17 protein-coding genes are annotated in these 24,068 nt (G+C 38.6%); 6 read left to right on the forward strand and 11 right to left on the reverse strand.

Annotated features, from left to right (window positions below):
• The first annotated feature begins 145 nt into the window (after positions 1-145).
• Both WAE64_RS05475 and WAE64_RS05480 read left to right on the forward strand, forming a co-directional pair.
• Entirely contained in the window at positions 146-1,174 is a 1,029-nt protein-coding gene (locus tag WAE64_RS05475) for a sialidase family protein (protein ID WP_340235226.1), read from the forward strand.
• Positions 1,175-2,428: 1,254 nt separating this feature from the next.
• Entirely contained in the window at positions 2,429-2,650 is a 222-nt protein-coding gene (locus WAE64_RS05480) for a hypothetical protein (protein ID WP_340235227.1), read from the forward strand.
• Positions 2,651-2,726: 76 nt separating this feature from the next.
• Here WAE64_RS05480 and porD read toward each other — a convergent pair whose 3' ends face one another.
• A complete protein-coding gene (gene porD / locus WAE64_RS05485) occupies positions 2,727-3,632 on the reverse strand; it encodes a type IX secretion system protein PorD (protein WP_340235228.1) in 906 nt (301 codons plus the stop codon).
• 40 nt (positions 3,633-3,672) lie between these two features.
• Complete coding sequence (gene coaBC, locus WAE64_RS05490) at positions 3,673-4,872, reverse strand: bifunctional phosphopantothenoylcysteine decarboxylase/phosphopantothenate--cysteine ligase CoaBC (protein WP_340235229.1); 1,200 nt, start codon at positions 4,870-4,872, stop codon at positions 3,673-3,675.
• A gap of 136 nt (positions 4,873-5,008) precedes the next feature.
• Here coaBC and WAE64_RS05495 point away from each other — a divergent pair, with 136 nt between their 5' ends.
• Together WAE64_RS05495 and tamL are read left to right on the forward strand one after the other, a co-directional pair.
• The gene (locus WAE64_RS05495; RefSeq protein ID WP_340235230.1) at positions 5,009-9,973 is read left to right on the forward strand and encodes a translocation/assembly module TamB domain-containing protein; all 4,965 of its coding nucleotides are present in this window, start codon (positions 5,009-5,011) and stop codon (positions 9,971-9,973) included.
• Positions 9,970-12,333, forward strand: coding sequence for a translocation and assembly module lipoprotein TamL (tamL, locus tag WAE64_RS05500; protein WP_340235231.1), 2,364 nt, complete (start codon positions 9,970-9,972; stop codon positions 12,331-12,333). The genes WAE64_RS05495 and tamL overlap by 4 nt, the downstream gene beginning before the upstream one ends.
• Positions 12,334-12,435: 102 nt before the next feature.
• Here the strand turns inward: tamL and WAE64_RS05505 are convergent, their stop codons facing one another.
• From WAE64_RS05505 to WAE64_RS05525, 5 genes are all read right to left on the reverse strand, one after another.
• Complete coding sequence (locus tag WAE64_RS05505) at positions 12,436-12,741, reverse strand: DNA-directed RNA polymerase subunit omega (RefSeq protein ID WP_340235232.1); 306 nt, start codon at positions 12,739-12,741, stop codon at positions 12,436-12,438.
• Positions 12,742-12,831: 90 nt separating this feature from the next.
• Positions 12,832-13,731: an outer membrane protein assembly factor BamD gene (locus WAE64_RS05510; RefSeq protein ID WP_340235233.1), complete on the reverse strand. Its 900-nt coding sequence runs from the start codon at positions 13,729-13,731 to the stop codon at positions 12,832-12,834.
• 77 nt (positions 13,732-13,808) lie between these two features.
• Positions 13,809-15,095: a glutamate-1-semialdehyde 2,1-aminomutase gene (gene hemL / locus WAE64_RS05515; protein ID WP_340235234.1), complete on the reverse strand. Its 1,287-nt coding sequence runs from the start codon at positions 15,093-15,095 to the stop codon at positions 13,809-13,811.
• Between the two features lie 194 nt (positions 15,096-15,289).
• Complete coding sequence (locus WAE64_RS05520) at positions 15,290-17,650, reverse strand: ABC transporter permease (RefSeq protein ID WP_340235235.1); 2,361 nt, start codon at positions 17,648-17,650, stop codon at positions 15,290-15,292.
• Positions 17,651-17,845: 195 nt separating this feature from the next.
• Positions 17,846-18,301 (reverse strand): Lrp/AsnC family transcriptional regulator, encoded by a 456-nt coding sequence (locus WAE64_RS05525; RefSeq protein WP_340235236.1) that lies wholly within the window; start codon positions 18,299-18,301, stop codon positions 17,846-17,848.
• Positions 18,302-18,592: 291 nt separating this feature from the next.
• Here WAE64_RS05525 and ald point away from each other — a divergent pair, with 291 nt between their 5' ends.
• Together ald and WAE64_RS05535 are read left to right on the forward strand one after the other, a co-directional pair.
• A complete protein-coding gene (gene ald / locus WAE64_RS05530; RefSeq protein ID WP_340235237.1) occupies positions 18,593-19,705 on the forward strand; it encodes an alanine dehydrogenase in 1,113 nt (370 codons plus the stop codon).
• A gap of 121 nt (positions 19,706-19,826) precedes the next feature.
• Positions 19,827-20,462, forward strand: a complete 636-nt coding sequence (locus tag WAE64_RS05535) for a ribonuclease H1 domain-containing protein (protein WP_340235238.1) — start codon at positions 19,827-19,829, stop codon at positions 20,460-20,462.
• A gap of 52 nt (positions 20,463-20,514) precedes the next feature.
• Here the strand turns inward: WAE64_RS05535 and WAE64_RS05540 are convergent, their stop codons facing one another.
• The 4 genes from WAE64_RS05540 to WAE64_RS05555 all read right to left on the reverse strand — a co-directional run bounded on the left by WAE64_RS05540 (position 20,515) and on the right by WAE64_RS05555 (position 23,922).
• Entirely contained in the window at positions 20,515-21,255 is a 741-nt protein-coding gene (locus WAE64_RS05540) for an SDR family oxidoreductase (RefSeq protein ID WP_340235239.1), read from the reverse strand.
• Positions 21,256-21,317: 62 nt separating this feature from the next.
• Positions 21,318-21,893, reverse strand: a complete 576-nt coding sequence (locus WAE64_RS05545) for a Crp/Fnr family transcriptional regulator (RefSeq protein ID WP_340235240.1) — start codon at positions 21,891-21,893, stop codon at positions 21,318-21,320.
• 66 nt (positions 21,894-21,959) lie between these two features.
• Positions 21,960-22,706: an SDR family oxidoreductase gene (locus WAE64_RS05550; RefSeq protein ID WP_340235241.1), complete on the reverse strand. Its 747-nt coding sequence runs from the start codon at positions 22,704-22,706 to the stop codon at positions 21,960-21,962.
• A gap of 298 nt (positions 22,707-23,004) precedes the next feature.
• Positions 23,005-23,922 (reverse strand): PfkB family carbohydrate kinase, encoded by a 918-nt coding sequence (locus WAE64_RS05555; RefSeq protein ID WP_340235242.1) that lies wholly within the window; start codon positions 23,920-23,922, stop codon positions 23,005-23,007.
• Positions 23,923-24,068: the final 146 nt, after the last annotated feature.

Raw genomic sequence — 24,068 nt, forward strand, 5'->3', positions numbered from 1 at the left:
GTATAAGTTTTTACCAGATGAGTAGTAATATATCGCATTAAATTCGTATTAATCTACGATATTTGAAAAACAATTGCCTTTTATTTATCGAGCAATACACAAATCTGCTCAACAATCACTATTTCACTCAAAACTATTGTATCCTATGAAACTTCAACGTCTATTAGTTCTATTTTGTTTACTATACGTAAAAAATAGTTTTTCACAGAATTTGGTTCTTAAAAAAGAAAATATCTTTACCAATCCACCATTTGCTGAGTGCCATGCTTCTTCAATTGTAGAGTTATCGAAAGGTAAAATGATGGCCACATGGTTTGCAGGCACACGTGAGTCGAACCCCGATGTATGTATCTGGCTTTCGACTTACGAAAACGGTGTGTGGTCGAAACCTGAAAAAATCGCCGATGGGGTTATTGATGAAAAACTAAGATACCCAACGTGGAATCCGGTATTGTTTAAAAACACCGATGGCAAACTATTCTTGTTTTACAAAGTAGGTAAAAACCCAAGAGAATGGTGGGGTGAGGTAAAAACATCGACTGATAATGGTACTACATGGTCTAAAGCAGAGAAATTGCCTAATGGTATGCTAGGACCAATCAAAAACAAACCTGTGCAATTGGCTAATGGTGATATTCTGTATCCAACAAGTACCGAAAGCGTGAAAGGCGATATCTGGCATATTCATTTGGAGAAATCAGATAAAGATGGTAAGAACTGGGAGAAGATTGAAATTAAGAACGATACCTTCAGTGTTATCCAGCCAAGTATCTTGCAGTATGCCGATGGCCGTATGCAGTTGCTTTGCCGTAGCAAGCAAAACTATGTGGTAGAAACGTGGTCGAGCGATAATGGTAAAACCTGGGGGCCGCTAAAAACAACCAGCCTGCTAAACCCGAATTCGGGTACTGATGCCGTAACTTTAAAAAATGGCAAACAAGTAATTATCTATAACCCTTTGAAGAAAGGTAAAAAGTGGGATAATGGCCGCCAAAAACTAGCCGTAGCGGTTTCGGAAGATGGTGTTAACTGGAAAGATATATGCATACTAGAAGACGAGCCTAAAGGCGAGTTTAGCTACCCTGCTATTATTCAATCGTCAGATGGGTTAGTGCACATTACTTATACCAACGACCGTAAGAATGTAAAATATGTTGTATTAGATGTGAAGTAAAATAAATACCGACAAAACTTATTTATAGTACTTAAAGCAGGTATAGTGTAACTATATCTGCTTTTTTGTGCCCATACAAATTACCAAAAAGGCTTAAACGGTACCACTTATCGAAAATAGCTTACCACTTACCCGAATAAGGCCGCCAATTATCTGAAAATTGTCTCCAAACAGAGGGCATTTCCTGCACTTCATCGAAAAAGGCTCTCTTCATACTCAAATTGCGTATAAATTTGTATCATCAAAACGCAGGAAAAAAAAGCGTAAAAGTAAAAATACTAAGCTATTATTGAGTGGATAAGTTTTTTTTGAGTGACCAATTTTATTAGTCGACGTCCCAAGAGTAAAAGTGTTTTAGTGAAAGAGTTTTTTAACAATTGCTATTGAAGAAAATTGAGTTTTATCAAACTGCTGTTTATTTTAAAAGTTGAGGTTGAATAGAACAATTGCTATTGAGTTGAATAAAAATTACTATTGAGAAAGAATTTAATACCGATTACAAGGACTGCTGTTTTGTTGGAATAGGGAATTTTTTACAAGTTACAGAAGAGTTGAGGAATACACTATTACGCCCAAAAAGTAAAAAGTGTTTAAAAAAGAAAAGTGGAGTTGAAAATCGACTCCACTTTTACTGACAATTGCTATTGAGTGAATATTTTTTTTACATTGATTATATATAAATCTAAGTATTAAAAATCTGGTTTAAAAATAGGGAATTGTATTTTTCTAATAAAAACAGAAACATACAAGCTGGCACCGGAAAGAATACATAAAAACAAACGCATGTATCCCAAATTGTTATAATCACTTCCAACGCCTCCCTACAATGAGCATCTTTACATATTACCAGGAGAGCAAAAATGCTCATTCACGGGAGGGTTGGAGTGACCATTACGATGTCCCATAAATTACATAAGAAATAATCATACCAAACCTTGTAAATAAAGCAAATAGTATTTATTTTTGTTTAGAGGTACATCTAAAAAAGCCTTAAAATGTTGTGTTTTTAGATGATTTTATGCCGCTTAATAATAAAGTTAAACTTTTGCTACCTTTTGATAATTTTTTTAAAAGCGAAAAAAAAATCTGCTTTGAGCTTATCAAAAACTATAAAATGAATTTTAATATTATCGAACGGTACCAAAAGCAAAAATCAAAAAAAATGGTATGAATTTTGTTGACGTGTGATGCCGTTTTTTTAAGGTTTGGTTTGTACTTTCTTACGTGTCATAAACTTCATAAACCCAACATAAAATGAAAACTTCTACAAAGAATACTTTGAATACAATTGAGGAGGTTCTAACAGAAATTAACAATTTAATTGCCCTAGAAGAGAAAGAAGATTATGCCAGAATTTTTATTAAACGCAATAATCTCTCAACCACGTATCATTCAAATGAATATTTGACGATAATGGATATAAGCTCGACACTTTCTACACAGAGCATCGCATGGCAGGCTGACTTTAGCTTGTAAAGCATAGCACTCTATACCAATAATTTACCTATCAAATACTGTACCATAATAGGATAAAACACAGTTGCATTTTTACCTATTTTACTAACTTGCGGTATAGTTCGGTTTTTGAAGGATCAACCGCAGAAAGCACCTGAAATGCTTTTTGCTTTTCGTCTTTTGTTGCTTCCGAAAAAACATTTACCATTTCTTGCCCCTTGGCATCTAAAAAACTATTCAATAATACCGAATTGCTTCGTGATTGTTGCATTGTTTTTATTGAATTCAAAAACTCAAGCACTTGCCGACGTCCGTTACCTGGGTCGTTGGTAAAATTGTCTAAGGCTAAACGATGGTATGTATAAAATCCTTCACGGAAAGGTAATAATTGCTGATTTTGCAGATTCTCCACCAACCAATACCTGTTTCTCCCGTCTCCTGTCTGTTCCCAGCCGCTTTGTCCGGCACTAGAAGCCATGTTGGCAATATTATAAGCTCTTGTAAGAAACTGATCTCCGCCTGTTTTCGAGAAACTATCGTAATCAAGCGTGAGCGCAATCATCGAATAAAAACCCAGAATAGAGGTCAGATTGTTAGTAAATGTCTGTTCATTAAAAATCATCTGACGGTCTTCTGGCGAAAACGAAATATTAAAATTTCTGTCAACATAGCTCAATAGCAGGGTTTCATAAGTGGTATTAAATACTGGTCTTATTACCTGAAATTGCGCATTGCCCTGAAAAACATTTTGCTGCGGCGATTTTGTGAACGTAATGATGAGGTTACACTTAATGCGCTCGTCTTGTGAGTAAATATCGTTTGTCCAGCGTTTGTTGTTTATAAAATCGCTTATGGCAATTTTCATATCAACAAAAACCTGCTTTTCGGCTGCTTGTTGCGCATTAATCTGGTCTGATATAATAGTTACGTTACAGTTCAGCTCTTGAGCCTGGGCTATAAACGAACAACAAACTGCCGACAATAAAATAATAAATCTCTTCATAGCTGATTTTAAGCACAGGTATAGCCGTAGCTTACCTTATTTATGATAGTTTTTCCAGTACAATATTCAGAATATCTTCGGCTACTTCTTGCTTTGGCTTTAAGTCAAAATCGTATTGATTCCCTTCTTTATCCAGAATTTTGATTTTATTGGTATCATAACGAAAACCAGCCCCTTTATCTTGTAAAGAGTTAAGTACTATAAAATCAAAATTTTTCCGTTCAAGTTTTCCTTTCGCATTTTCAAGCTCATTGTCGGTTTCTAAAGCAAAACCTACTATCAGTTGTCTGTTTTGTTTTTGTTTGCCAAGTGTAGCTGCAATATCAACAGTCTTGGTGAGCTCTATATTGAAAACATCTTCTTTCTTTTTAATCTTTTTATCGGCCACGTGCATAGGAGTATAGTCGGCAACGGCTGCCGCCAGAATAACGATATGGCTTTCGGAAAAATGTTTTTCTACGGCTTCAAACATTTGTTGAGCCGAAAAAACTTTTTCAACCTTTATGCCAGCAGGTGCCTGAATAGCTACCGGCCCACTCACAACGGTTACGTCAGCACCTGCCATATAAAAGGCTTCGGCAATGGCAAACCCCATTTTACCCGACGAGTGGTTGCTGATAAACCTTACGGGGTCAATAGGCTCTTGGGTAGGCCCGGCGGTAATCAAAACTTTTTTGCTTTTTAATACAGGCTTTTGCAAAAAATGACGACGTAGCTCATATACTATATGCTCAGGCTCGGCCAGTCGGCCTTCGCCTACCAGTCCGCTGGCTAGTTCACCGTATTCGGCATTGATAATGCTATTGCCATACGAAACCAGTTTTTCAAGATTGCTAAGGGTGTTTGGGTGCTTATACATATCGAGGTCCATAGCCGGAGCAAAGAATACGGGGCATCTGGCCGAAAGATACGTAGCTACCAAAAGGTTATCGGCAATGCCATTGGCACATTTGGCAATTGTATGAGCCGAGGCGGGAGCAATAAGCATGGCATCGGCCCATAAACCTAACTCTACATGGTTGTTCCATTCACCTGTTTCATTATTACTGAATGCAGATAACACCGGATTCTTCGATAGCGTAGATAAGGTAAGCGGTGTAATAAACCCTTGGGCTGCTTCGGTGAGTATTACTTTTACCTGCGCTCCTTCTTTTACCAATAGGCGTACTAGTGTTGCTGCTTTATAAGCTGCAATGCTTCCGGTAACCCCTAAAACTATTTTTTTATCTCTTAAACTCAAGGTATTAAACTTTGGTATGATTTTTTTATCTCTAAAAACTATTACGCAACAAAAATAGAAAACATAAGATTAAGTCTTTGATATTTTCGTTAAAAGTACATACTTTTAAAAGTAGGGCAACCAATAAAAGATTTTGATGAAACGACTTACACGCATTTTTTTATGGTTTATTGTTGGGGTCCTGGCACTGGTTGGATTAGTGATTGTGTTCGTGCAGTCGCCTACCGGACAAGATTTCATTACAAAGCAAGCCGTAACATTTCTCCGCAAAAAATTAGGCACACCCGTAGTTGTTGAAAAGGTTCGTTTTCGTATTCCCGACTGGGTTACGTTAGAAGGTGTTTACGTACCCGACCTCAAAAAAGATACACTACTATACGGGAAACGCTTACACGTTGACCTCGATATGCTTGGTCTGCTGAGTGGTAATGTGAAACTCAACCAGATTGAGTTAGAAAACATACGGGCAAAAGTGATTCGTACTTTGCCGGATACCACCTTCAATTTTAATTATATTCTTGATGCGTTTATGTCAAAAGACGAAAAAGTGGATACCACCTCTTCGTCAGACCCTTTTGATATAAGTCTTAAGCGAGTTAAACTTAATAATGTAAGAATTACGTATAATGATGCCATTATTGGTACCGATGCCGATCTGTACCTGAAAGACTTAAGTACTGATTTTAAGGAGTTTAGCATCGCTAAATCGCAGTATCATTTTGGCAATATAACGGGCAATGGTGGCGCTGCAAAGCTAAGGCTGTATAAGTCGGTAAAGCCAAGTCCTGTTGCTCCACCAAGCACTGTACCACCCGAAGTTGCTGCTGCTGACACGCTCGATTTAAATATAGGAACTGTAAACCTCGCTAATTTTGACTGGCAAATGAATAGCGAGGAAGACGGTATGCGCAATAGTGTAAAACTAGGTAAATTAGAGCTGGAAGGTGATAAGATTTATCTGAATGGGCAGAAAATAATTTTCAAAAAAATAGCCTTAGAGAATACAGAGGCTATTGTTGAAATGGCCAATAAACCTGAGCCTGCACCTACTAAAAAAACGCAGACTCAGCCAGCCAAAAAACCTGAGGAAAACAGCACAGATAATGGCCCGGGTTGGACGGCCATACTAGGCAATGTAGAGGTCAATAAAGTAAGGCTTAAATACGATGATAAATATGCACCACGCCAGACAAAAGGCCTCGACTACGGGCATCTTGATGTAAGCAATCTGGCACTGGTATTAAAAAACTTTACGTACAGCCCTGATAGAATTGCCGGACAATTGGCTAAAGGTACGTTTACAGAGCAGAGCGGATTGAACCTTCAGAGCCTGACAGCCAATTTCACGTATAGCAATAAGGAGATTGGTTTGAGGAATTTATTCCTCAAAACTCCCCAAACTGTGATTCGTGATGAAATGGTAATGCAATATGATACCATCGCTGATTTAAGTAATAATCTGGGTAATGTAAGAGTGAAAGTGAACATCAAACAAAGCCAGGTGGCAATGAAAGATGTTTTGCTGCTTGTGCCCGATTTGGCTAAAAATCCTACATTCAAAAACAATCAGAACGACATCATTAAGGCTGATGGAATTATTACTGGTAAAGTAAATAATTTGTCGGTTTCTAAGCTTTCAATTACAGGTTTTGGGGCAACCAGAGTGCTAGCCAAAGGAAACATTACAGGCTTACCTGACCCCAATAAATTGGGCTTTAATTTAGATATTACTGAGGTTTCTACTACCAAGCAGGACATCATAAAACTTGCAGGGGCCGATGCTATACCAGAATCTATTGAATTGCCTGAGAAAATAGCAATAAAAGGCAAATTAAGAGGTAAAGCCAATGATTTGCAGGTTGATGCCTCGCTCGAGTCAGACCTCGGCGGGGCTGTGTTTACAGGTAAATTACAAAACTTTGTAAAAGGCCAGAATCAGGCTTATGACGGTAAACTAACCCTTGAAGAATTTGATGCAGGTAAACTCATAAAACAACCTGAAAATGTTGGTAAGCTAACGTTGGAAGTAAATGCCAAAGGCACGGGTATTGACCCTAAAACCATGAATGCCAGCATTGATGGTACTGCAAAAAAAGCAGTACTAAAAGGATACGAGTATAATAATCTTATACTAAAAGGAAATATCAATAATCAGATTGCCAACATCAATGCATCTTTAGATGACCCTAATGCAGATTTTAAGTTGCTTGCTAATGTTGATTTATCAAAAGAGTTCCCTGGCGTAGAAGGTAATGTGTCAATCAATAATATCGATTTGAAAAAACTGAACCTGTATGCCGACGACCTTAAGATAAAAGGAGATATTAAAATGGATTTGGCATCAACTGACCCTAAGAATCCAAGCGGAACAGTATCGATTAATAAGGCAGTGATTGAAATGGGGGGTAAAGTAATTCCATTAGATACTACTAATCTACAGATTCAGAACTTACCCGAAGGCCGTAACATAGTGCTCAAATCGCCGATTGTTAATGCAGAGGTAGAGGGTAATTTTGACTTTGAGCGTATACTCGATATGGTATTAACAGAGGTAAACAAATATTTCAAGATTCCTGATGTTGCCTATACTCCTGTTACCGAAGGGTATGATATACATATTAATGCTAAGATAAATCAACACCCGATAATTCAGAGTTTTGTACCTGAGTTAACAAAACTTGGAACTGTAAGTTTTATTGCCGAAATAGATAATAGAAAAGATACTACTATGCAGGCAACTGTAATTGTGCCTTTGGTAGAGTATGATTCTTCAAGTGTGCGCAATGCTAATTTGAAACTCTATGCTACTGGTAACAAAGCAACTTATAGCGGAGCCATCAGCCAGATAAATGTTTCAGATTTTAGTATTAAACGTACTTCTCTTAGTGGCGAAATAGCCGATAATGCACTTACAACAAAAGTGGTGCTGAAAGACTCTTTGAACAAAGACCAGTATGCACTAGCTGCCCGACTGAAATCAGAAGAAGGCAAGTATCGCATGAACCTTAGTTCGAGAGGTACACTGATTGATTATAAAGAGTGGCGTTCTGACTCAACCGGATATATCGAATACGGCCCGCAAGGCCTATTGGTTAAACAGTTTTTATTGGAACAAAACGGACAAAAGCTATTGGTAAACAGCGCAAGCAACGAGCCTAATTCGCCGATTGATGTAAAAATTGATAGCCTTGATATTAAGCCTTTTGTTACTATTGCTACGCTCGACTCTACATTGGCAGGAGGGACGCTGAATGGAGAATTAAAGCTGTCTAATTACATGACATCGCCTGTTTTTACTGGTGACCTCGTTATTAACAATCTTACCGTTACCCAGATTCCGGTTGGAAACTTAGCCTTAAAGGCCAATAACGAAACAGCAGATATAATTGCGGCAAAGGTATCGTTGACCAACGATAAAAACGATATTCAGGTACATGGCAATTATTTAACTAAACAGAAAGAAGCCCTCGACCTTACTGTTGATATTAACAAGCTTGGAGCTGAAACTGTGAAGGCCTTTAGTTTCGGGCAAATCAAAAGTGCTGATGGAAATTTGAGCGGTAAACTGGCAATAAAAGGCGAACCTACTAAACCGAAAGTTTCGGGTGAGTTGAAATTTGATGACGTAGCGTTAAGCCTTACACAATTAGGCTCAAAATACATCTTCAATAACCAGGTGCTTACTTTTAATGATAGCGACCTTAAGTTTAACAACTTTGTAATAGCCGATACCTTGGGGCAAAAGCTGACAGTTAATGGTAATCTGAATCTGCAAAACATACCTGAGTTTAACTATAAACTACAAGTAAATGCCAACAACTTTATGGCATTGAACGGTAGCCGTAAAGACAATGATTTCTTCTATGGTAAAGGTTTTATAGATGCAAATCTGAATATTACAGGGGTAGGAGCAAAGCCTTCGATAGATGGAACAGTGAAGCTGAAAGAGGGTAGCGATATTACTGTGATTTTGCCCGACGAGTCTATCAGTGAAACAGAAACGGATGGTATCATTGAGTTTGTGAACATGAAAAATCCGGCACCTGTTGCTGCACAAGATAGTAGCCAACTGGCTTCAACCTATGATTTCGCCTCCGAAATGGCATTAAATATTGAGGTTGACGATAAGTCGCAGTTAACAATAGTGATAGATGAAGTAAACGGCGATAACCTGAAAATAAAAGGTAATGCCCAGCTTAATACAGGTATCACACCAAGTGGTGAGTTTTATATCTTTGGTTTATATGAAGTTACCTCGGGGCAATATGACCTAACCTTTGAAGTATTAAAACGCCAATTTACAATAGAAAAAGGTAGTAACCTGCTATGGACCGGAGACCCAATGAAGGCCCAGATAGATATAACGGCAGCATATCCGGTTAGTGTTGACCTTACATCGCTTAATGAGGGTACAAGGCTGTATGGCAAAGTACCAATAAAGGTGTTATTAAAAATGCAAGGCAATTTGTCAAGCCCTGATATTAGTTTTGATATTCAGCTCGACGAAACGCTGGCATCAAGTGATGTAAAGAATTTTGTTGAAAACAATGCTGTATTCAGAGATATAAAGAGAGATCCTGTGGTGATGAACAAAGAGGTTTTTTCATTATTGGTACTTAACCGTTTCTCTGGCCAGCAATCATCTGATTTCTTCTCGGGTATGAACGCCGAGGCCATTGCCCGCCAGAGTGTGAGTAAAATCTTGACCGAACAATTGAATATACTGGCAGGTGATTTGATTAAGGGTGTGAAACTAGATTTTAACCTCAACTCAAACTTTCAACCAAGCCAGACAGGAACAGGCGCACGAACAGACCTTAACGTGGGCTTGAGTAAGGCATTCTTAAACGACCGCTTAACGGTATCGGTTGGTAAGAATTTCCAACTCGAAAACACAACCGGAATTCAGAAAAACTCAACCGAAATTTTTGATAACATCGCACTGAATTATAATCTTACAAAAGATGGCCGCTATATGTTTAGGGCCTATCGTAAAAATGAGTTTTTTATTCTGGACGGCTACGTACAGGAAACCGGGGTTAGTTTTGCCCTTACTTTAAGTTACGAATATTTTAAAGAATTATTTAATAAACAGAAATGAGAGCAGCAAAATACATATTACTATTAAGTATGATAGGCCTATGGAGCTGTTCGGTTACGAAGCATATACCGGCCGGAGAAAGTTTATATACAGGGGCAGTAATAAAAATACAAGCAGATACTTTGGTTACCAAATCGCAGATAAGTTCGGTTAACGACCAGATTAAAGAAATTATACGGCCTAAACCTAATGCTACTATATTGGGTTTTCCGTATAAAGTTTGGTTTTATTATTTATTTGGTGAACCCAAAAAGCCAAAAGGTCTAAAGAATTTTGTTCGTACCAGATTAGGCGAACCTCCGGTATTAGCCAACAAGAGAATGGTTACAACCAGTTCGGCCATTATAGCCAACTACCTGAATACCGAAGGGTATTTTCGGTCTACGGCAAACGGAGAATTAGTGATTGAGGGCAAAAAAGCCAAGGGTATTTATACAGCATATCTGAAGCCTCGCTATACCATTAATAATGTAGAATTTGTGGTTAAAGACAGTAGTATATTTAACAGAAGTTTCAGGGTATCGGAGAGAAGAAGTATCTTGAAAAAAGATGACCCTTATAGGTTTGAAACTATAAAACTGGAGCGTGAGCGTATTGACCAGTTTATGAAACGTAGAGGTTTCTATTTTTTTCGTCCTGATTATTTGATTGTTAAAGTTGATACTAATCTGAATACACACAAAGTAAATTTGTATGTAGATGTTAAGCCTAATGTCAATCAGACCTCATTGAAGCAGTATCGAATTAACAATATTTTTGTAAATACCGATGCCACCGATACCACTACTGCTCAGTTTGTGCAGCAAAAGTATATTAAGATTTCAGACATTAAAAATACTTATCGGCCAAGAGTGTTCGACGATGCCATAGGTTTCCGATCAGGAATGATTTACAGCAGTACTATACATGATGCATCATTGTCCAGACTTATTAACCTACGTAATTTTAAGTTTGTCAGAAATCGCTTCGAGATGGTGCCTCGCTCTGATTCAGCCCTTATTGATGTTCATTATGATATGACACCAATGAAGAAAAAATCGTTACGGTCCGAGATTACAGGTTCTTCCAAATCTAACGGGCTGGTAGGGTTTCAGATAGGTGTAAACTGGTCGAACAGAAATATGTTCAGAGGGGCAGAGGTCTTAAACGTAGGTGTAAACGTCGGAACTGACGTTCAGCTAAGTGGAAGAAGAGCCTCAAACCTGAATAGTTACCGTAAGTATGGCGTTAATTTAGATCTGGCTTTTCCAAGATTCGTATTGCCATTTTTCAGAATAAATCCTGCAAGAAATCAGGCTTTGCCTAAAACAAACCTTAATCTTGCTTACAACTGGTTGTTGCAAAGAGGTGTTGCATATAATAACGATAGCACTACTTATGCTTATACGCAATATGTACTTACTTCAATTGCAGGGTCGTGGGGCTATGAGTGGAAGCCTAATCCGAATGTAACACATACACTTACACCTTTCTCTATAAATCTTGTAAAACCTCGGAACATAAGCCAGGAGTTTGTAGAATTGATATTCAGAAGCCCGAATCCGGCAGACGTAGTAAGATATATAAGATTACTAGAGAACCGCTTAATATTAGGAGGGCAGTACAATATTTCATATACACCACAACAACGAAACAATAAGCGCCATTTTCTATATTTATCGGGTGGGGTTGATATTGCTGGTAATTTCGGTAGCTTATTTGCAAAAAAGCCGGTAGATGAAACATCTCCGAAATTATTGTTTGGTATTGCATACGAGCAGTATGTCCGGTTTGATGGAGAAGTAAGGTATTACTATGATTTTTCGCCTAGAGTCCGTATTGCCAATAGGTTAGTTTTAGGCTATGGTATACCATACGGTAATTCGAGAGAGTTGCCACAAATTAAACAATATTTTGTAGGGGGAAGTAACAGTATGAGAGCATTTAGGGCTCGTTCGTTGGGGCCTGGGCTTTACAATGCCGACTCGCTTACAGTAGCTATTTTTGGTAATCTGTCGTATGGTGATATCAAACTTGAAGGCAATACAGAACTGAGAGTTAAGGCAACTGATTATATTAATCTGGCAGCATTTGTGGATGTCGGAAACGTATGGATAGCCAAATATGACCCCAATACTTCTTTTTATACACAAGATTCTGAGTTTTCTAAAGATTTTTACAAGCAATTGGCAGTTGGCGGTGGTTTGGGGCTTCGGCTCGATTTCAGTTATATCAAACTACGATTTGACCTTGCTACGCCTTTCAGAAAGCCGTGGTTGCCTGAGGGGGAGCGATGGGTTTTAAAAGATATTTCATTTTCACAGAAAGCTTGGCGGAGAGATAATCTGATTCTGAATATTGCGGTCGATTATCCGTTCTAAGAACTTATATTTTAACATATATACAAAGCCAAAAAGCGGTGTACTTAATAGCACACCGCTTTTTATATAAAGAACCTATCTAAACAGGTTCTATAAAAACTCTTATTCTTCGTCTTTCCAACGATACTCTACTTTCTCTTCTGAGAATTCATCAAGAGCAATAGATGTTGGTTTTGGTTGACGCTCATAAAAACGTGAGATTTCGATTTGCTCACGGTTTTCGAAAATTTCTTCTAAATTATCAATATTCGAAGCAAACTCTGCGAGTTTTTGTGTCAATTCTTCTTTGGTCTTAACAGCCACTTGTTTGGCACGTTGCGAAACAATGAATACAGACTCATAAACATTACCCGTTTTAGCGGCAAGTTTATCAACGTCTCTTGTTACTATTGAAGGATTTACTGCCATAATATAAAAACCCCGGCCTCGGAGGGGGTATTGTGTTTATGTGTAATGATAGCAGATAAGCAAGTCTTACTGAGGCTAAAGACTAAGGGCTTATCCTTTATTTGCAGTATCGGCTTTTGCTGCTTCTTCTGCTTGTTTTGCTTTTAATTCTTTTATTCGCTGCTCTTGTTTAGCAATATCTTCCAGGGCTTTGGTTGCACCATCGTAGGCTTTCTGGCCTTGTTTAATATATTTGCTATTCGGATACGCATCTACAAACTCTTCATAAAACTTCAATACATCTGTGTAGCGCTCTTTTTGTTTGTTCTCAAAACTCACCATTGCCAGTTCGTATTGAGATTGTACTTTCAGATTAGCCAGTTCTTCGTTGTATTGCGAGTCAGGAAAATCTCTCTGAAAATTATCAATGGCTACTACTGCTGCCTTAAAATTGGCAATAGTTACACCGCTGGTTTTATAATAAAGCTTTGCCTTTTCATAGGCTTTCTGCTCTAGTCTATGCCTTAAATCAATCAGGTGCTCGCTACAATTGGCTGCATACTTGCTATCAGGAAAACTGTTGATAAAAGTCTGCAAGGCGTCAATAGCGGTTATTGTATTGGTCTGGTCGAGGTTATAATTAGGCGAATCTTTATACATCGAAAACGCATACATATAAAAAGCTTCCTCGGCTAGCGGGCTATTGGCATAAGTAGCATAAAAGCTCTTAAATAAATAAGAACTCATACTATACTGCTTCTGCTGAAACTGGGCATAAGCATTATAAAACTGTGCATTTTCCGCCAAAGAATCTCCCTTCAATAGCGGTATAATTTCTTCAAAAAGCAGACCAGCTTTATAATAGTCTCCTTTTTTATAGTAATCGTTGGCCGCTTTGTATTTTTCTTCAGTCGTACCTTTTTTCTGCAACCTCGTAAATTTTGCCGAGCAAGCAGAAGCCAATACAATTACAACAAATAAAAGGGCGGTATAAGGTCTTTTCAAAAACATGGGTGCAAAGATAATAAAAAATATATGCTTTCAGAACGAAAAATTTTGCATAATTATTTTTATTTTCCTTTATTCTCCTATAATTCTTTCAAACTTTCTTCATTAGCGTTTAATATCGCCTGAATATGGTCATCAGTAAGGGCTGTCGACAAGAAAAGTGCCTCGTACTGAGACGGTGCCAGATAAATTCCACGGTTGAGCATGGCATGAAAATACTTGCCAAAACGAGGTATGTCTGAGGTCTTAGCCGTATCGAAATCAACCACCGCTGCATCGGTAAAAAACAAACTATACATAGAGCCAATATGGTTGATAGTATAGTTTAAATTCAGTTTTTTAAGTATTTCTCTTAATCCGCCTACAATCTTGTTTCCTGTGTTTTCTAGTTGGGTGTACACTTCCGGATGCTCGTTCAGGTAAGTAAGCATGGTATAACCTGCTGCCATAGCTATCGGATTGCCCGATAAAGTTCCTGCCTGGTAAACCGGCCCTTGTGGCGACACACAGTCCATAATTTCTTTGCGGCCACCATAAGCCCCAACCGGCATACCACCACCTATGATTTTACCTAGGGTTGTGAGGTCAGGCATAATATTGAAACGCTCCTGCGCACCACCTCTCGACAAGCGGAAGCCCGTCATTACTTCATCGAAAATCAGTACGATTCCCTCTTTGGTACATAGCTCACGCAGGCTTTCAAGAAAGCCCTCTTGTGGTAATACAGTACCCATGTTACCTACAACTGGTTCAAGTATTAAAGCCGCAATCTGCCCTTTGTTGGCATCAACCAATTGTTGTACTGCGGCAATATTGTTGAAAGGAGCAGTAAGGGTATCGTTGGCTACGCCTTTGGTTACGCCCGGGCTATCAGGCACGCCCATTGTTACGGCTCCACTACCTGCGGCAATCAGAAACGAATCGCCATGCCCGTGATAACAACCTTCAAACTTAATTATTTTATCTCGACCCGTGAAACCACGTGCTACCCTGATAGCCGCCATAGTTGCCTCAGTACCCGAATTAACCATTCTCACTTTTTCGATAGAAGGCACCATGTTTATAATCAGCTCGGCCATTTCAACCTCACGGCGTGTAGGTGCACCAAACGAAAATGAGTTTTTGATGGCTTCACGCACGGCTTCTTCTACTGGCTCGTAGGCATGCCCTAAGATCATTGGCCCCCAAGAGTTGATTAACTCAATATATTGGTTATCGTCTTCGTCGAAAATATAAGCACCTTTTGCTTTTTTGATAAAGATGGGGTTGCCACCTACCGATTTAAACGCTCTGACAGGAGAGTTTACGCCACCCGGAATAAAATTCTTGGCTCTGGCAAAAAGGGCTTCACTTGTTGTATGTATCATGAAATGCTATATTTTTTATTCAGGCTGCAAAGTTCGTTAAGAAAAGGGAATGACGAAAAGTTTTTTGCAAATTTAGATGAGTTAGAAAAATGACGGTAGCTTATCACTCATGAAATAAGCGTTTTATTAAAACATTAAAGCCAATTGATAATCAATTGGCTTTAGGAGTAGCATAATGATTTTACACCATCAACTCACATATTTCTCAATGACTTTACTGGGTTTGCCAAAGCCGCTTTTATGGCCTGAAAACTTATTGTTAATATCGTAATTACCAATGCAGCAGCTCCTGATACTGCAAATATCCACCAGCTTATATTGGTATGATAGGCAAAACCCTGTAACCAATTGTGCATGATAAAATAGGCTATTGGTCCTGCAATGATAAAGGCCACAAACACAAGCATAATAAAATCTTTTGATAGTAAAGCCATAATACTCGAAACAGACGCACCCAAGACTTTTCTGACGCCTATCTCTTTGGTTCTTTTTACTGTACTGTATGCTACCAAGCCAAATAAACCAAGGCAGCAAATAAGCGCAGCAAATGCAGTAGCAATTAAAGAAAGTTTACCCATTGTTATTTCTGTACGATACTCTCGTGCAAAAACTTCATCAAGAAACGAATATTCAAACAGGTAATTAGGGCTGTATTTCTTAAATGATTTTTCTATGGCAGCAAGTGTTTCGGTTACAGGTGCACTTCCGTCTATTTTAATAAAGTAATTTGCTCCGATATTTTTTGAATAAAGAAAAACAAGCGGCTCTATGCCATGGTGTAGGTTGTCGTTGTTAAAATCATTAGTCAACCCTACGATTTTTCCTTTCCCGTTCCACATTTCCAAGTCAGCACCGATGACATTATCAGGCGTAAGCCCCATTATCTCCATCGCTTTTCTGTTAATGATATAATTGGCAGAGTCACGATTATTTATATTTGAAAAATTTCTACCTGCCAGCATTTCTATGCTCATTGTAGGAATAAAACCTTCGTCACAACGAAAAATCTTAAACGTTACCGAAGAATTTACAGGCTTGTTTTTCCAAACGGGGTCGGTTGTGGTAATAGGCACCGTGAAAACATTACTACCTCCAAAGCCGATACTTTTAACAGAAGGAATCTGAAGCAAATCGTTTTTAAATGGGGCGTAGTTTTTACCGAGTATGTCGTTCCGTTTTACTTCAATTACGTTTTCTTTTTCAAAACCAAGGTTTTTATTGCTGATAAAATTGATTTGCCTGTAAATTGTTATGCTTCCGGTGATTAAAATAATAGATGTGGCAAACTGCACAACTACCAATATTTTGCGGAATCCACCCGAAATTGATGGGGAAACATCTCCTTTCAACACTACAATCGGCTTGAATGATGAAAGTAAGAATGCAGGGTAGCAGCCGGCAAGTAAGCCACAAACTATTGTAATTACAAATGTACCTGCCACAAATATCGGATCGGTGAAGTCTAACTGTACAGATTTTTCGGTGATGCCATTAAACACTGGCAGCAAAAGATGTACTGCAAACAGGGCAAATGTTAGGCTGATAAACGATAAAAGCAGCGATTCAGAAATAAAATGCACAATCAAGCCGGATTGTCTGGCTCCAATTATTTTGCGAACGCCAATTTCTCGGCTGCGGGCGGCCGACTGAGCCGTAGCCAGATTCATAAAATTGATACATGCCATTATCAAAACAATGGCCGCTATAATGCTGAACAACTTAACCTGTTCGATGCGCCCACCCACCGATTGCCCGTTTTCAAATTCGCCATGAAGTCTGTGTTGGGTATATGGGTATAAAAAGGCGTTTGTGCTGCAATCAGTACAGTTCTTTTTAATCAATGCCCCGATTTTTGCGTTGGCATTTTCAAGCGAAGCACCTGGTTTTAAGGAAACCATAGTTTGTGTGCCACCGCTTCGCCAGTTTTGTGTCCATGGGTTATCTTTCACAAAAGCGCCAATAGGTAATATAAAGTCAAACTGTAAGGTAGAGTTTGAAGGAACATCTGCAAATACGCCTGTTACCGTAAATGGACGCATATCGTCTATGCTTACAGATTTTCCGACTGGGTCATTATTACCAAAAAGCTTTGTGGCTAGTGCCTCAGAAATAACTATGGCGTTATTGTCTGGTATCGGATTCTTTTTATCACCTTTCAGTAAAGGAAAACTGAATATTGAAAATAGTGAAGAGTCGGCATAAATGCCTTGTTCACTAAATAAGTTTTTTTCATTTCTGATAAGCGCATTGGTTTCCATGCTAAGCAGTGCTACCTTTTCTACTTCTGGAATTTCATTTTTTATAGCATCTTTCAAAAGTGCCGTAGTTGCACGATAGGTCTCAATCTTACCATCGGGGTATGTATTATTGGTCATTACCCTATAGATATTCGGCGCATTTGCATGAAATTTATCAAAAGACAATTCATCTACAACCCACAAAAATGTAAAAATGGCAGCAGTTAACCCTACGGCAAGACTGAATATTTTGATGAAAGAATAAACCTGGTTTTTTATTAGATTTCTCCAAAAGATTTTTAGATAATTGCGTATCATCGTATTTGCTTATTTTCTGTCAAAAGTAAATATCACAAAATATGCCAATATTGTATCTGTCTTATTATCAGTAGATTGTGTAATTTTCTGGGAGTTTTTATGTCCGAATCTGGACAGTTTATTGCGTTTTCGGACAACGATTAGTCTAATCGATTTTAAAAAATAGAATTGTCGTACACTCTTCAAAGGCAAGCATCAAATCGGCAAAACTGTAGTACTTTTCACTTCTGACATCACAAAAAAACTATGGATCAAGGAAACACTGGGTAGAACCGAAAGCTTTTGCTGGTGAAAGAGGTGATAACTCTCCATATCGGGCACTACAATTTTAAGCAGATAATCGAAACTGCCGGATACGAAATCACAGCTGATAATCTCGGGTAGGTCAAGAATCGACTGGTTGAAATCTTCGGAAGTATCGTGCGTTTGCTTTATCAGTGTAACCTGACAATAAACGGTCAGATTCTTACCTAGTTTTTTTTTATTCAGAATCGAAACATACTTTTCTATAATGCCCTCATGCTCCATGCGCTTGATGCGATCATGCACAGGCGTAAGAGAAAGGTTAATATGCTGAGCAATCTCTTTGAAGGTCAGATGAGCGTTTTCTTGCAATAAACGTAGAATTTTTCTGTCGGTTTCGTCTAGCATTTTTATACAGTTTTAAGCATGGAGCTGTGAAGCCTTATAAATGTGAGAAGTGCGTGCAGAAAAATTTTCTTTCATGCATTCAAAAAACTATATAAGAAAGAAATATTTTTTGCAAATATACTTATTCGAGAAAATATTTTCTTATTTTTTTGAATATAGAAAAAATATTTTCTCCATGTATTAATTTTGTTTTGCAATTATACTTCATCAATAAGCTAAAAATGATTCAATCGTAGTAGTCGGTAAGACTACTTGTATTGAAACACTTCATCAACAAACCTTTCAGAGAGAATGATAATCGGAGTACCAAAGGAAATCAAAAACAATGAGAATAGAGTAGCCCTAACACCTGCTGGGGTAGCTGAATTTAAAAAATACGGACATACGGTTTACGTACAGTCAACAGCCGGAGAAGGCAGTGGTTTTAATGACGATGAATACATCAAAGCAGGGGCTACATTATTGCCAACAATAGAAGAGATTTATGGTATTGCCGAGATGATTGTTAAGGTAAAAGAACCGATTGCTTCTGAATACAACCTGATTAAAAAAGACCAATTATTGTTTACTTATTTCCACTTTGCATCGTCAGAAGAACTAACGCATGCAATGATTAAGCAAGGCGCTGTTTGTTTGGCTTATGAAACAGTAGAAAAAGCTGACCGTAGCTTGCCTTTATTGGTGCCGATGTCGGAAGTAGCAGGGCGTATGGCGATTCAGGAAGGAGCGAAGTACTTAGAGAAACCATTGAAAGGAAAAGGTATTTTGTTAGGTGGTGTACCGGGTGTACCTCCGGCTAAAGTATTGGTTTTAGGTGGTGGTATTGTGGGTACGCAAGCTGCTAAAATGGCGGCTGGCTTAGGTGCAAGAGTAGTGATTATGGATGTGAGCCTACCACGATTAAGATATTTGTCGGATATTATGCCGCAAAATGTAGTAACTATTATGTCGAACGAATACAATATTCGTGAGGCTATTCAAGAAGCTGATTTAATTGTTGGTGCGGTGTTGATTCCGGGAGCAAAAGCCCCACACCTCATTACGAGAGATATGTTGAAAACCATGCGCCCGGGTACTGTAGTAGTTGATGTAGCTGTCGACCAAGGTGGTTGTATAGAAACCTGTACACCAACTACGCACGAAAACCCGACATTTATTATTGACGATGTAGTTCATTATTGCGTAGCCAATATGCCAGGTGCAGTACCTTATACTTCTACACTTGCTTTAACAAATGCTACTTTACCTTATGCTATTCAGTTGGCAAATAAAGGCTGGCAAAAAGCTTGTGCCGAGAACGAAGAATTGAAAAAAGGCTTAAACGTAGTTGATGGCAAAGTGGTTTACCAAGGTGTAGCCGATGCATGGGGTTTAGCCTACGAGAGCGTAGAAACAGTTTTGTAATAAACGCACCATTGCTTTATATATATGACCTCTTCTTTTGCGAGAAGAGGTTTTTTATTGCCCAAGGTTCATATTTTGTGGATAAGTTTTAATTTTGCTTCTAAAATTTGCAATTTGCGGCATGGAAAAAAAACAGAAATTCTACACTGTATGGGAAGGTCGGAAACCGGGTGTTTACGACTCGTGGGATGAGTGTAAAAAACAAGTAGAAGGGGTTGCAGGAGCAAAGTATAAGTCGTTCGATAGTAAAAAGGAAGCAGAAGCGGCATTGAAAGATAATTACTGGAAACACACCCAAGCCCAGAAAGCCCAACAGAAGCAAACCAAGATTCCGGCGTCGGCTTTTCCGCCACCCAATCTTGATTCTATTGTGGTAGATGCAGCCTGGAACTCGGTAAAAAAAGACATGGAGTACCAAGGGTTTTATCTGAAAACCAAAGAACGAATTTTTCATAAAGGGCCTTTTCCGAAGGCTACTAATAATATTGGCGAGTTTCTGGCTATTGTGCACGCATTGGCTTATCTGAAAAAACATAATTCTACTTTACCTATTTATTCTGACTCACGCACTGCCATTAGCTGGGTGCGTAACAAGAGGGCTAATACCAAATTGGAGGAAGCCGACGGCAACGAAGAGGTTTTTGATTTGCTCGATAGAGCCGAAAAATGGTTACAAGCCAATACATACCCCAACAAAGTACTGAAATGGGAAACTGATTATTGGGGAGAGAACCCTGCTGATTTTGGGCGAAAGTAAACTTTGATAGATATATATTAGCCGGATAAATGCTTATCCGGCTATTGTTTTATTATGCCAATGAATTAATCTTTCTAATAGCAAATGCAGGAGCAATGCGTGCCAACCAATACAATAAATTTACTGCACCTATTCTGATTTCTGTGTTATTGCTCTTCTCTAATTTCTGAATCATTTCTTCTACTGCCTTTTGAGTTGTAATAGCTGTTTTAGGAGGATTCCCTTTGTGCCAAGGCGTATTTACTACAGGTAGTAATACTTCAATAATTTTTATTGGTTCATTATTTAACTGTAACCTTAAGGTTTGTGTAAAGGCGTGTAAAGCTGCTTTGGTTGCATTGTAGAATGGATACACTGCCCGTGGTGCATAAACCAAGCCCGTTGTGATATTGATTAATTGCGCATTCGTGTTTTTTAGTAGCAAGGGTAAAAACAATTTACTTAGTCTGATGGGAGCTAATATGTTTGTCTCAAATTCGTAATGCGCCTTTTCTATGGCCTTTTCGTCGTCCAGAAAATCTGTCTTATGTACTATTGCCGCATTATTGATTAGCATATTGCAATTGGGGTGATGGTTTGCTACCCATTCATAAAGTCGCTGGCACTCTGTTTCTGAGGCAATATCGCATTGAAAAATTTTAACTTCGGGTAGTAATTTTTGAGCTTCTTTCAGTTTTTCTTGTGAGCGGCCGCAGATTAAAACTGTATTGTGTTTTGCTAGTAATTTTGTGGCTAGTTCAAGCCCAATGCCCGAGCTTCCGCCTGTAATCAGTATGGTGTTGTTTGTAAGCATTTTATGAGTGTTTTGTGCGTTACAAAACAATAAGCTGCCAGCTACAAAAACATTAACTTATGTTAACGAGCCAATTTATTTCTGATTCGGCTCAAAGAAATAGGAGAGATACCCAGATAGGAAGCTATCAGGTGTTGTTTAATGCGGTGCTCGAGTGTCGGAAATTCTTTTTTGAATAGAGCGTATCTCTCTTGGGCTTCTAGCAACAATAAATCTCGCTCACGGATTTCTTTGGTCGAAAAGGCTTTTTCGAGTATTGTTACCAAAAACTGATTCCAGCACTCATGGCCTTTTTTTAGCTCCAGCCAATCGTTGTAGCTGATGTCGTACAAAAAACTATCTTCCAGTGCCTCAATAAACATACGTGAGGGTTGCTGGCTAATCATGGCCGAATAGGCAGAAATAAAGTTATTTTCTAATATGAAATTCTTGGTAAACTCTGTGCCCTTGTTATTGATATATAAGTATCTGAAGAGCCCTTGCTCAACAAAGCCAAACTTTTTAGGTATTTGCCCTTCTCTTATGTAGTACTCACCTTTGGCAATTTTCGCAGGCTTAAGCAATTTCAGAATCTTTGCCTCTTCTGCTTCCGGTAAATCAATGATGCGTTTTACAAACGATATAAATGATTGAGCCATTGGTTTGTTTTATTTGTTATAAAGTGCATAGATAACGCCATATTTCAGAAAAGCAAAGTGAGTATTTTATCTTCCGCCTGATACATCAAGTATAGCACCTGTTACATAAGAAGCTTCGTCTGACAACAACCAGAGAATAGCCTTGGCAACTTCATCAGGTTTGCCGCCGCGTTTCATAGGTATAAACTCTTTCACCCGGTCTACTCTGCCGGGTTCTCCGGCTTTGCCATGTATATCGGTCTGGATAGTTCCAGGCCGTACTACGTTGACTCTTATCTGGTCTTCGGCTATTTCTTTTGATAAACCAATGCTCATGCTATCAATGGCGCCTTTGGTAGCAGCATAATCGATGTATTCGAAAGGAGAGCCTAGGCGAGATGCCATTGATGAAATATTGACAATACTACCGCCATTGCCCTGATTTTTTACCGACATTCGTTTAATGGCCTCTCTGGCACATAAAAAACTGCCGATAACATTTACTGCAAAGATTTTATGCAGGCGTTCAGCCGACATATCAACCAGTTTCTGTTGCGATTCAATAATACCTGCATTGTTCACTAAAGCACTTATACGCCCCACTTGCCTATCGATAGCTTCAAACATAGCCAGCACATCGGCTTCAACCGAAATATCGGCCTGAAATGCATAGGCCAAACCGCCTTCATTATTGATTTTCTCTACAATGTGGTTGGCGGCAATGTGGTTTTGTCGGTAATTAATGCAAACGGTATAGCCTAGTTTGGCGGCTAATTCGGCAGTAGAAGCGCCGATTCCATCGCTGCCACCCGTGATTAAGATAATTTTGCTCATGGTTTTGTTGATAAAGAGGTGTTATTGCAAAATACTAAATTTGGCGTATTATTGATAGAATTAATAAAGAAATATATGCCAGAAAATAAAAAAGAGGCTGTCTCAAAAGTTTTTTGTACCAAATAATATTTGGAAAAGACCCCACCCTAACCCTCCCCAACAATGGGGAGGGGACAAAAAAGCCCCTCTCCCCACAGTTGGGGAGAGGGGTTGGGGAGTGGGGTCAGTGTCTTGCCAAATAATATTTTGTGCTATTTTCTTTTGAGACGGCCTCTTTAGGTACTTATAATAAAGCGTTTTATTTCAAATCAAAACTTGCCAGTTTTTTAAATTCGTTAATTCGGCTAGTAATTTCTTCCTGTGTCAGGTTCTGTATTCTTTCAGAACCGAATTTTTCAACACAATAAGAAGCCATAGCCGACCCGTAAATAATGGCACGTTTCATGTTTTCGAAGCTCAGATCATCAGTTTGTGCCAGATAGGCTATAAAACCACCTGCAAAAGTATCGCCTGCACCTGTTGGGTCAAATACTTCTTCTAAAGGAAGCGCAGGGCAGAAGAAAATGTTATCTTCCTGAAACAACAAAGCACCATGCTCACCTTTTTTGATGATTAGGGTTTTAGGCCCCATCGCCATAATAGTTTTGGCTGCTCTGCGAAGCGAGTAATCGCCAGAAAGCATACGTGCCTCTTCATCGTTGATAGTCAAACAGTCTACTTCTTTCAATAGTGCTTTTAAATCAACATTCGCAATGTCAATCCATAGGTTCATGGTATCAACCATTACAAACTTAGGGCGGTTACGCAAACGGGTTAATACACGCATCTGTATCTCAGGCGATGTATTCCCTAGCATCAAATATTTACAGTCTTGGTATGCTTCCGGTATTTTTGGGTCAAAATCACCCATTACATTCAGTTGAGTTTCAAGGCTATCACGAGAATTCATATCATTGTGGTAGCGACCTGACCAGAAAAACGTTTTTCCACCTTCTACAATTTCTAAGCCTTCTGTATTTACTCCATGTGTTTCGAGCACCTCAATCATGCTTTGCGGAAAATCTTCTCCAACTACTGCTACAAGGTTATTTTCTTTAACAAAATAAGAAGCTGTAAGGGTAATAAAAGTAGCGGCTCCGCCAATAATTTTATCTGTTTTGCCGAAAGGTGTTTCAATTTTATCGAATGCCACCGAACCAACTGTAAGTAAAGACATAAATGCTAGGCCCTGTTATAAAACTGTGGGCAATTTTTGTTTAGAATGAAAAATTAAACTTAATGGTGTGTTTAGTAAAAACGGCACAAAATTAATAAAAATCCTCATTAAATAGCGATTATAGCTATGTGTTTCATCAGAAAAAG

The organism is Emticicia soli (assembly GCF_037860775.1).
In the GTDB taxonomy this organism is placed as follows: Bacteria; Bacteroidota; Bacteroidia; order Cytophagales; family Spirosomataceae; genus Emticicia; species Emticicia soli.

What these genes read in the sequence shown, in the direction of transcription:
- ald (WP_340235237.1), top strand. Translation starts at nt 18,593, where the DNA reads ATGATAATCGGAGTACCAAAGGAAATCAAAAACAATGAGAATAGAGTA.
- WAE64_RS05540 (WP_340235239.1), bottom strand. Translation starts at nt 21,255, where the DNA reads ATGCTTACAAACAACACCATACTGATTACAGGCGGAAGCTCGGGCATT.
- WAE64_RS05550 (WP_340235241.1), bottom strand. Translation starts at nt 22,706, where the DNA reads ATGAGCAAAATTATCTTAATCACGGGTGGCAGCGATGGAATCGGCGCT.
- WAE64_RS05555 (WP_340235242.1), bottom strand. Translation starts at nt 23,922, where the DNA reads ATGTCTTTACTTACAGTTGGTTCGGTGGCATTCGATAAAATTGAAACA.
- WAE64_RS05475 (WP_340235226.1), top strand. Translation starts at nt 146, where the DNA reads ATGAAACTTCAACGTCTATTAGTTCTATTTTGTTTACTATACGTAAAA.
- WAE64_RS05505 (WP_340235232.1), bottom strand. Translation starts at nt 12,741, where the DNA reads ATGGCAGTAAATCCTTCAATAGTAACAAGAGACGTTGATAAACTTGCC.
- porD (WP_340235228.1), bottom strand. Translation starts at nt 3,632, where the DNA reads ATGAAGAGATTTATTATTTTATTGTCGGCAGTTTGTTGTTCGTTTATA.
- WAE64_RS05525 (WP_340235236.1), bottom strand. Translation starts at nt 18,301, where the DNA reads ATGCTAGACGAAACCGACAGAAAAATTCTACGTTTATTGCAAGAAAAC.
- WAE64_RS05510 (WP_340235233.1), bottom strand. Translation starts at nt 13,731, where the DNA reads ATGTTTTTGAAAAGACCTTATACCGCCCTTTTATTTGTTGTAATTGTA.
- WAE64_RS05480 (WP_340235227.1), top strand. Translation starts at nt 2,429, where the DNA reads ATGAAAACTTCTACAAAGAATACTTTGAATACAATTGAGGAGGTTCTA.
- WAE64_RS05520 (WP_340235235.1), bottom strand. Translation starts at nt 17,650, where the DNA reads ATGATACGCAATTATCTAAAAATCTTTTGGAGAAATCTAATAAAAAAC.
- hemL (WP_340235234.1), bottom strand. Translation starts at nt 15,095, where the DNA reads ATGATACATACAACAAGTGAAGCCCTTTTTGCCAGAGCCAAGAATTTT.
- WAE64_RS05535 (WP_340235238.1), top strand. Translation starts at nt 19,827, where the DNA reads ATGGAAAAAAAACAGAAATTCTACACTGTATGGGAAGGTCGGAAACCG.
- WAE64_RS05495 (WP_340235230.1), top strand. Translation starts at nt 5,009, where the DNA reads ATGAAACGACTTACACGCATTTTTTTATGGTTTATTGTTGGGGTCCTG.
- tamL (WP_340235231.1), top strand. Translation starts at nt 9,970, where the DNA reads ATGAGAGCAGCAAAATACATATTACTATTAAGTATGATAGGCCTATGG.
- WAE64_RS05545 (WP_340235240.1), bottom strand. Translation starts at nt 21,893, where the DNA reads ATGGCTCAATCATTTATATCGTTTGTAAAACGCATCATTGATTTACCG.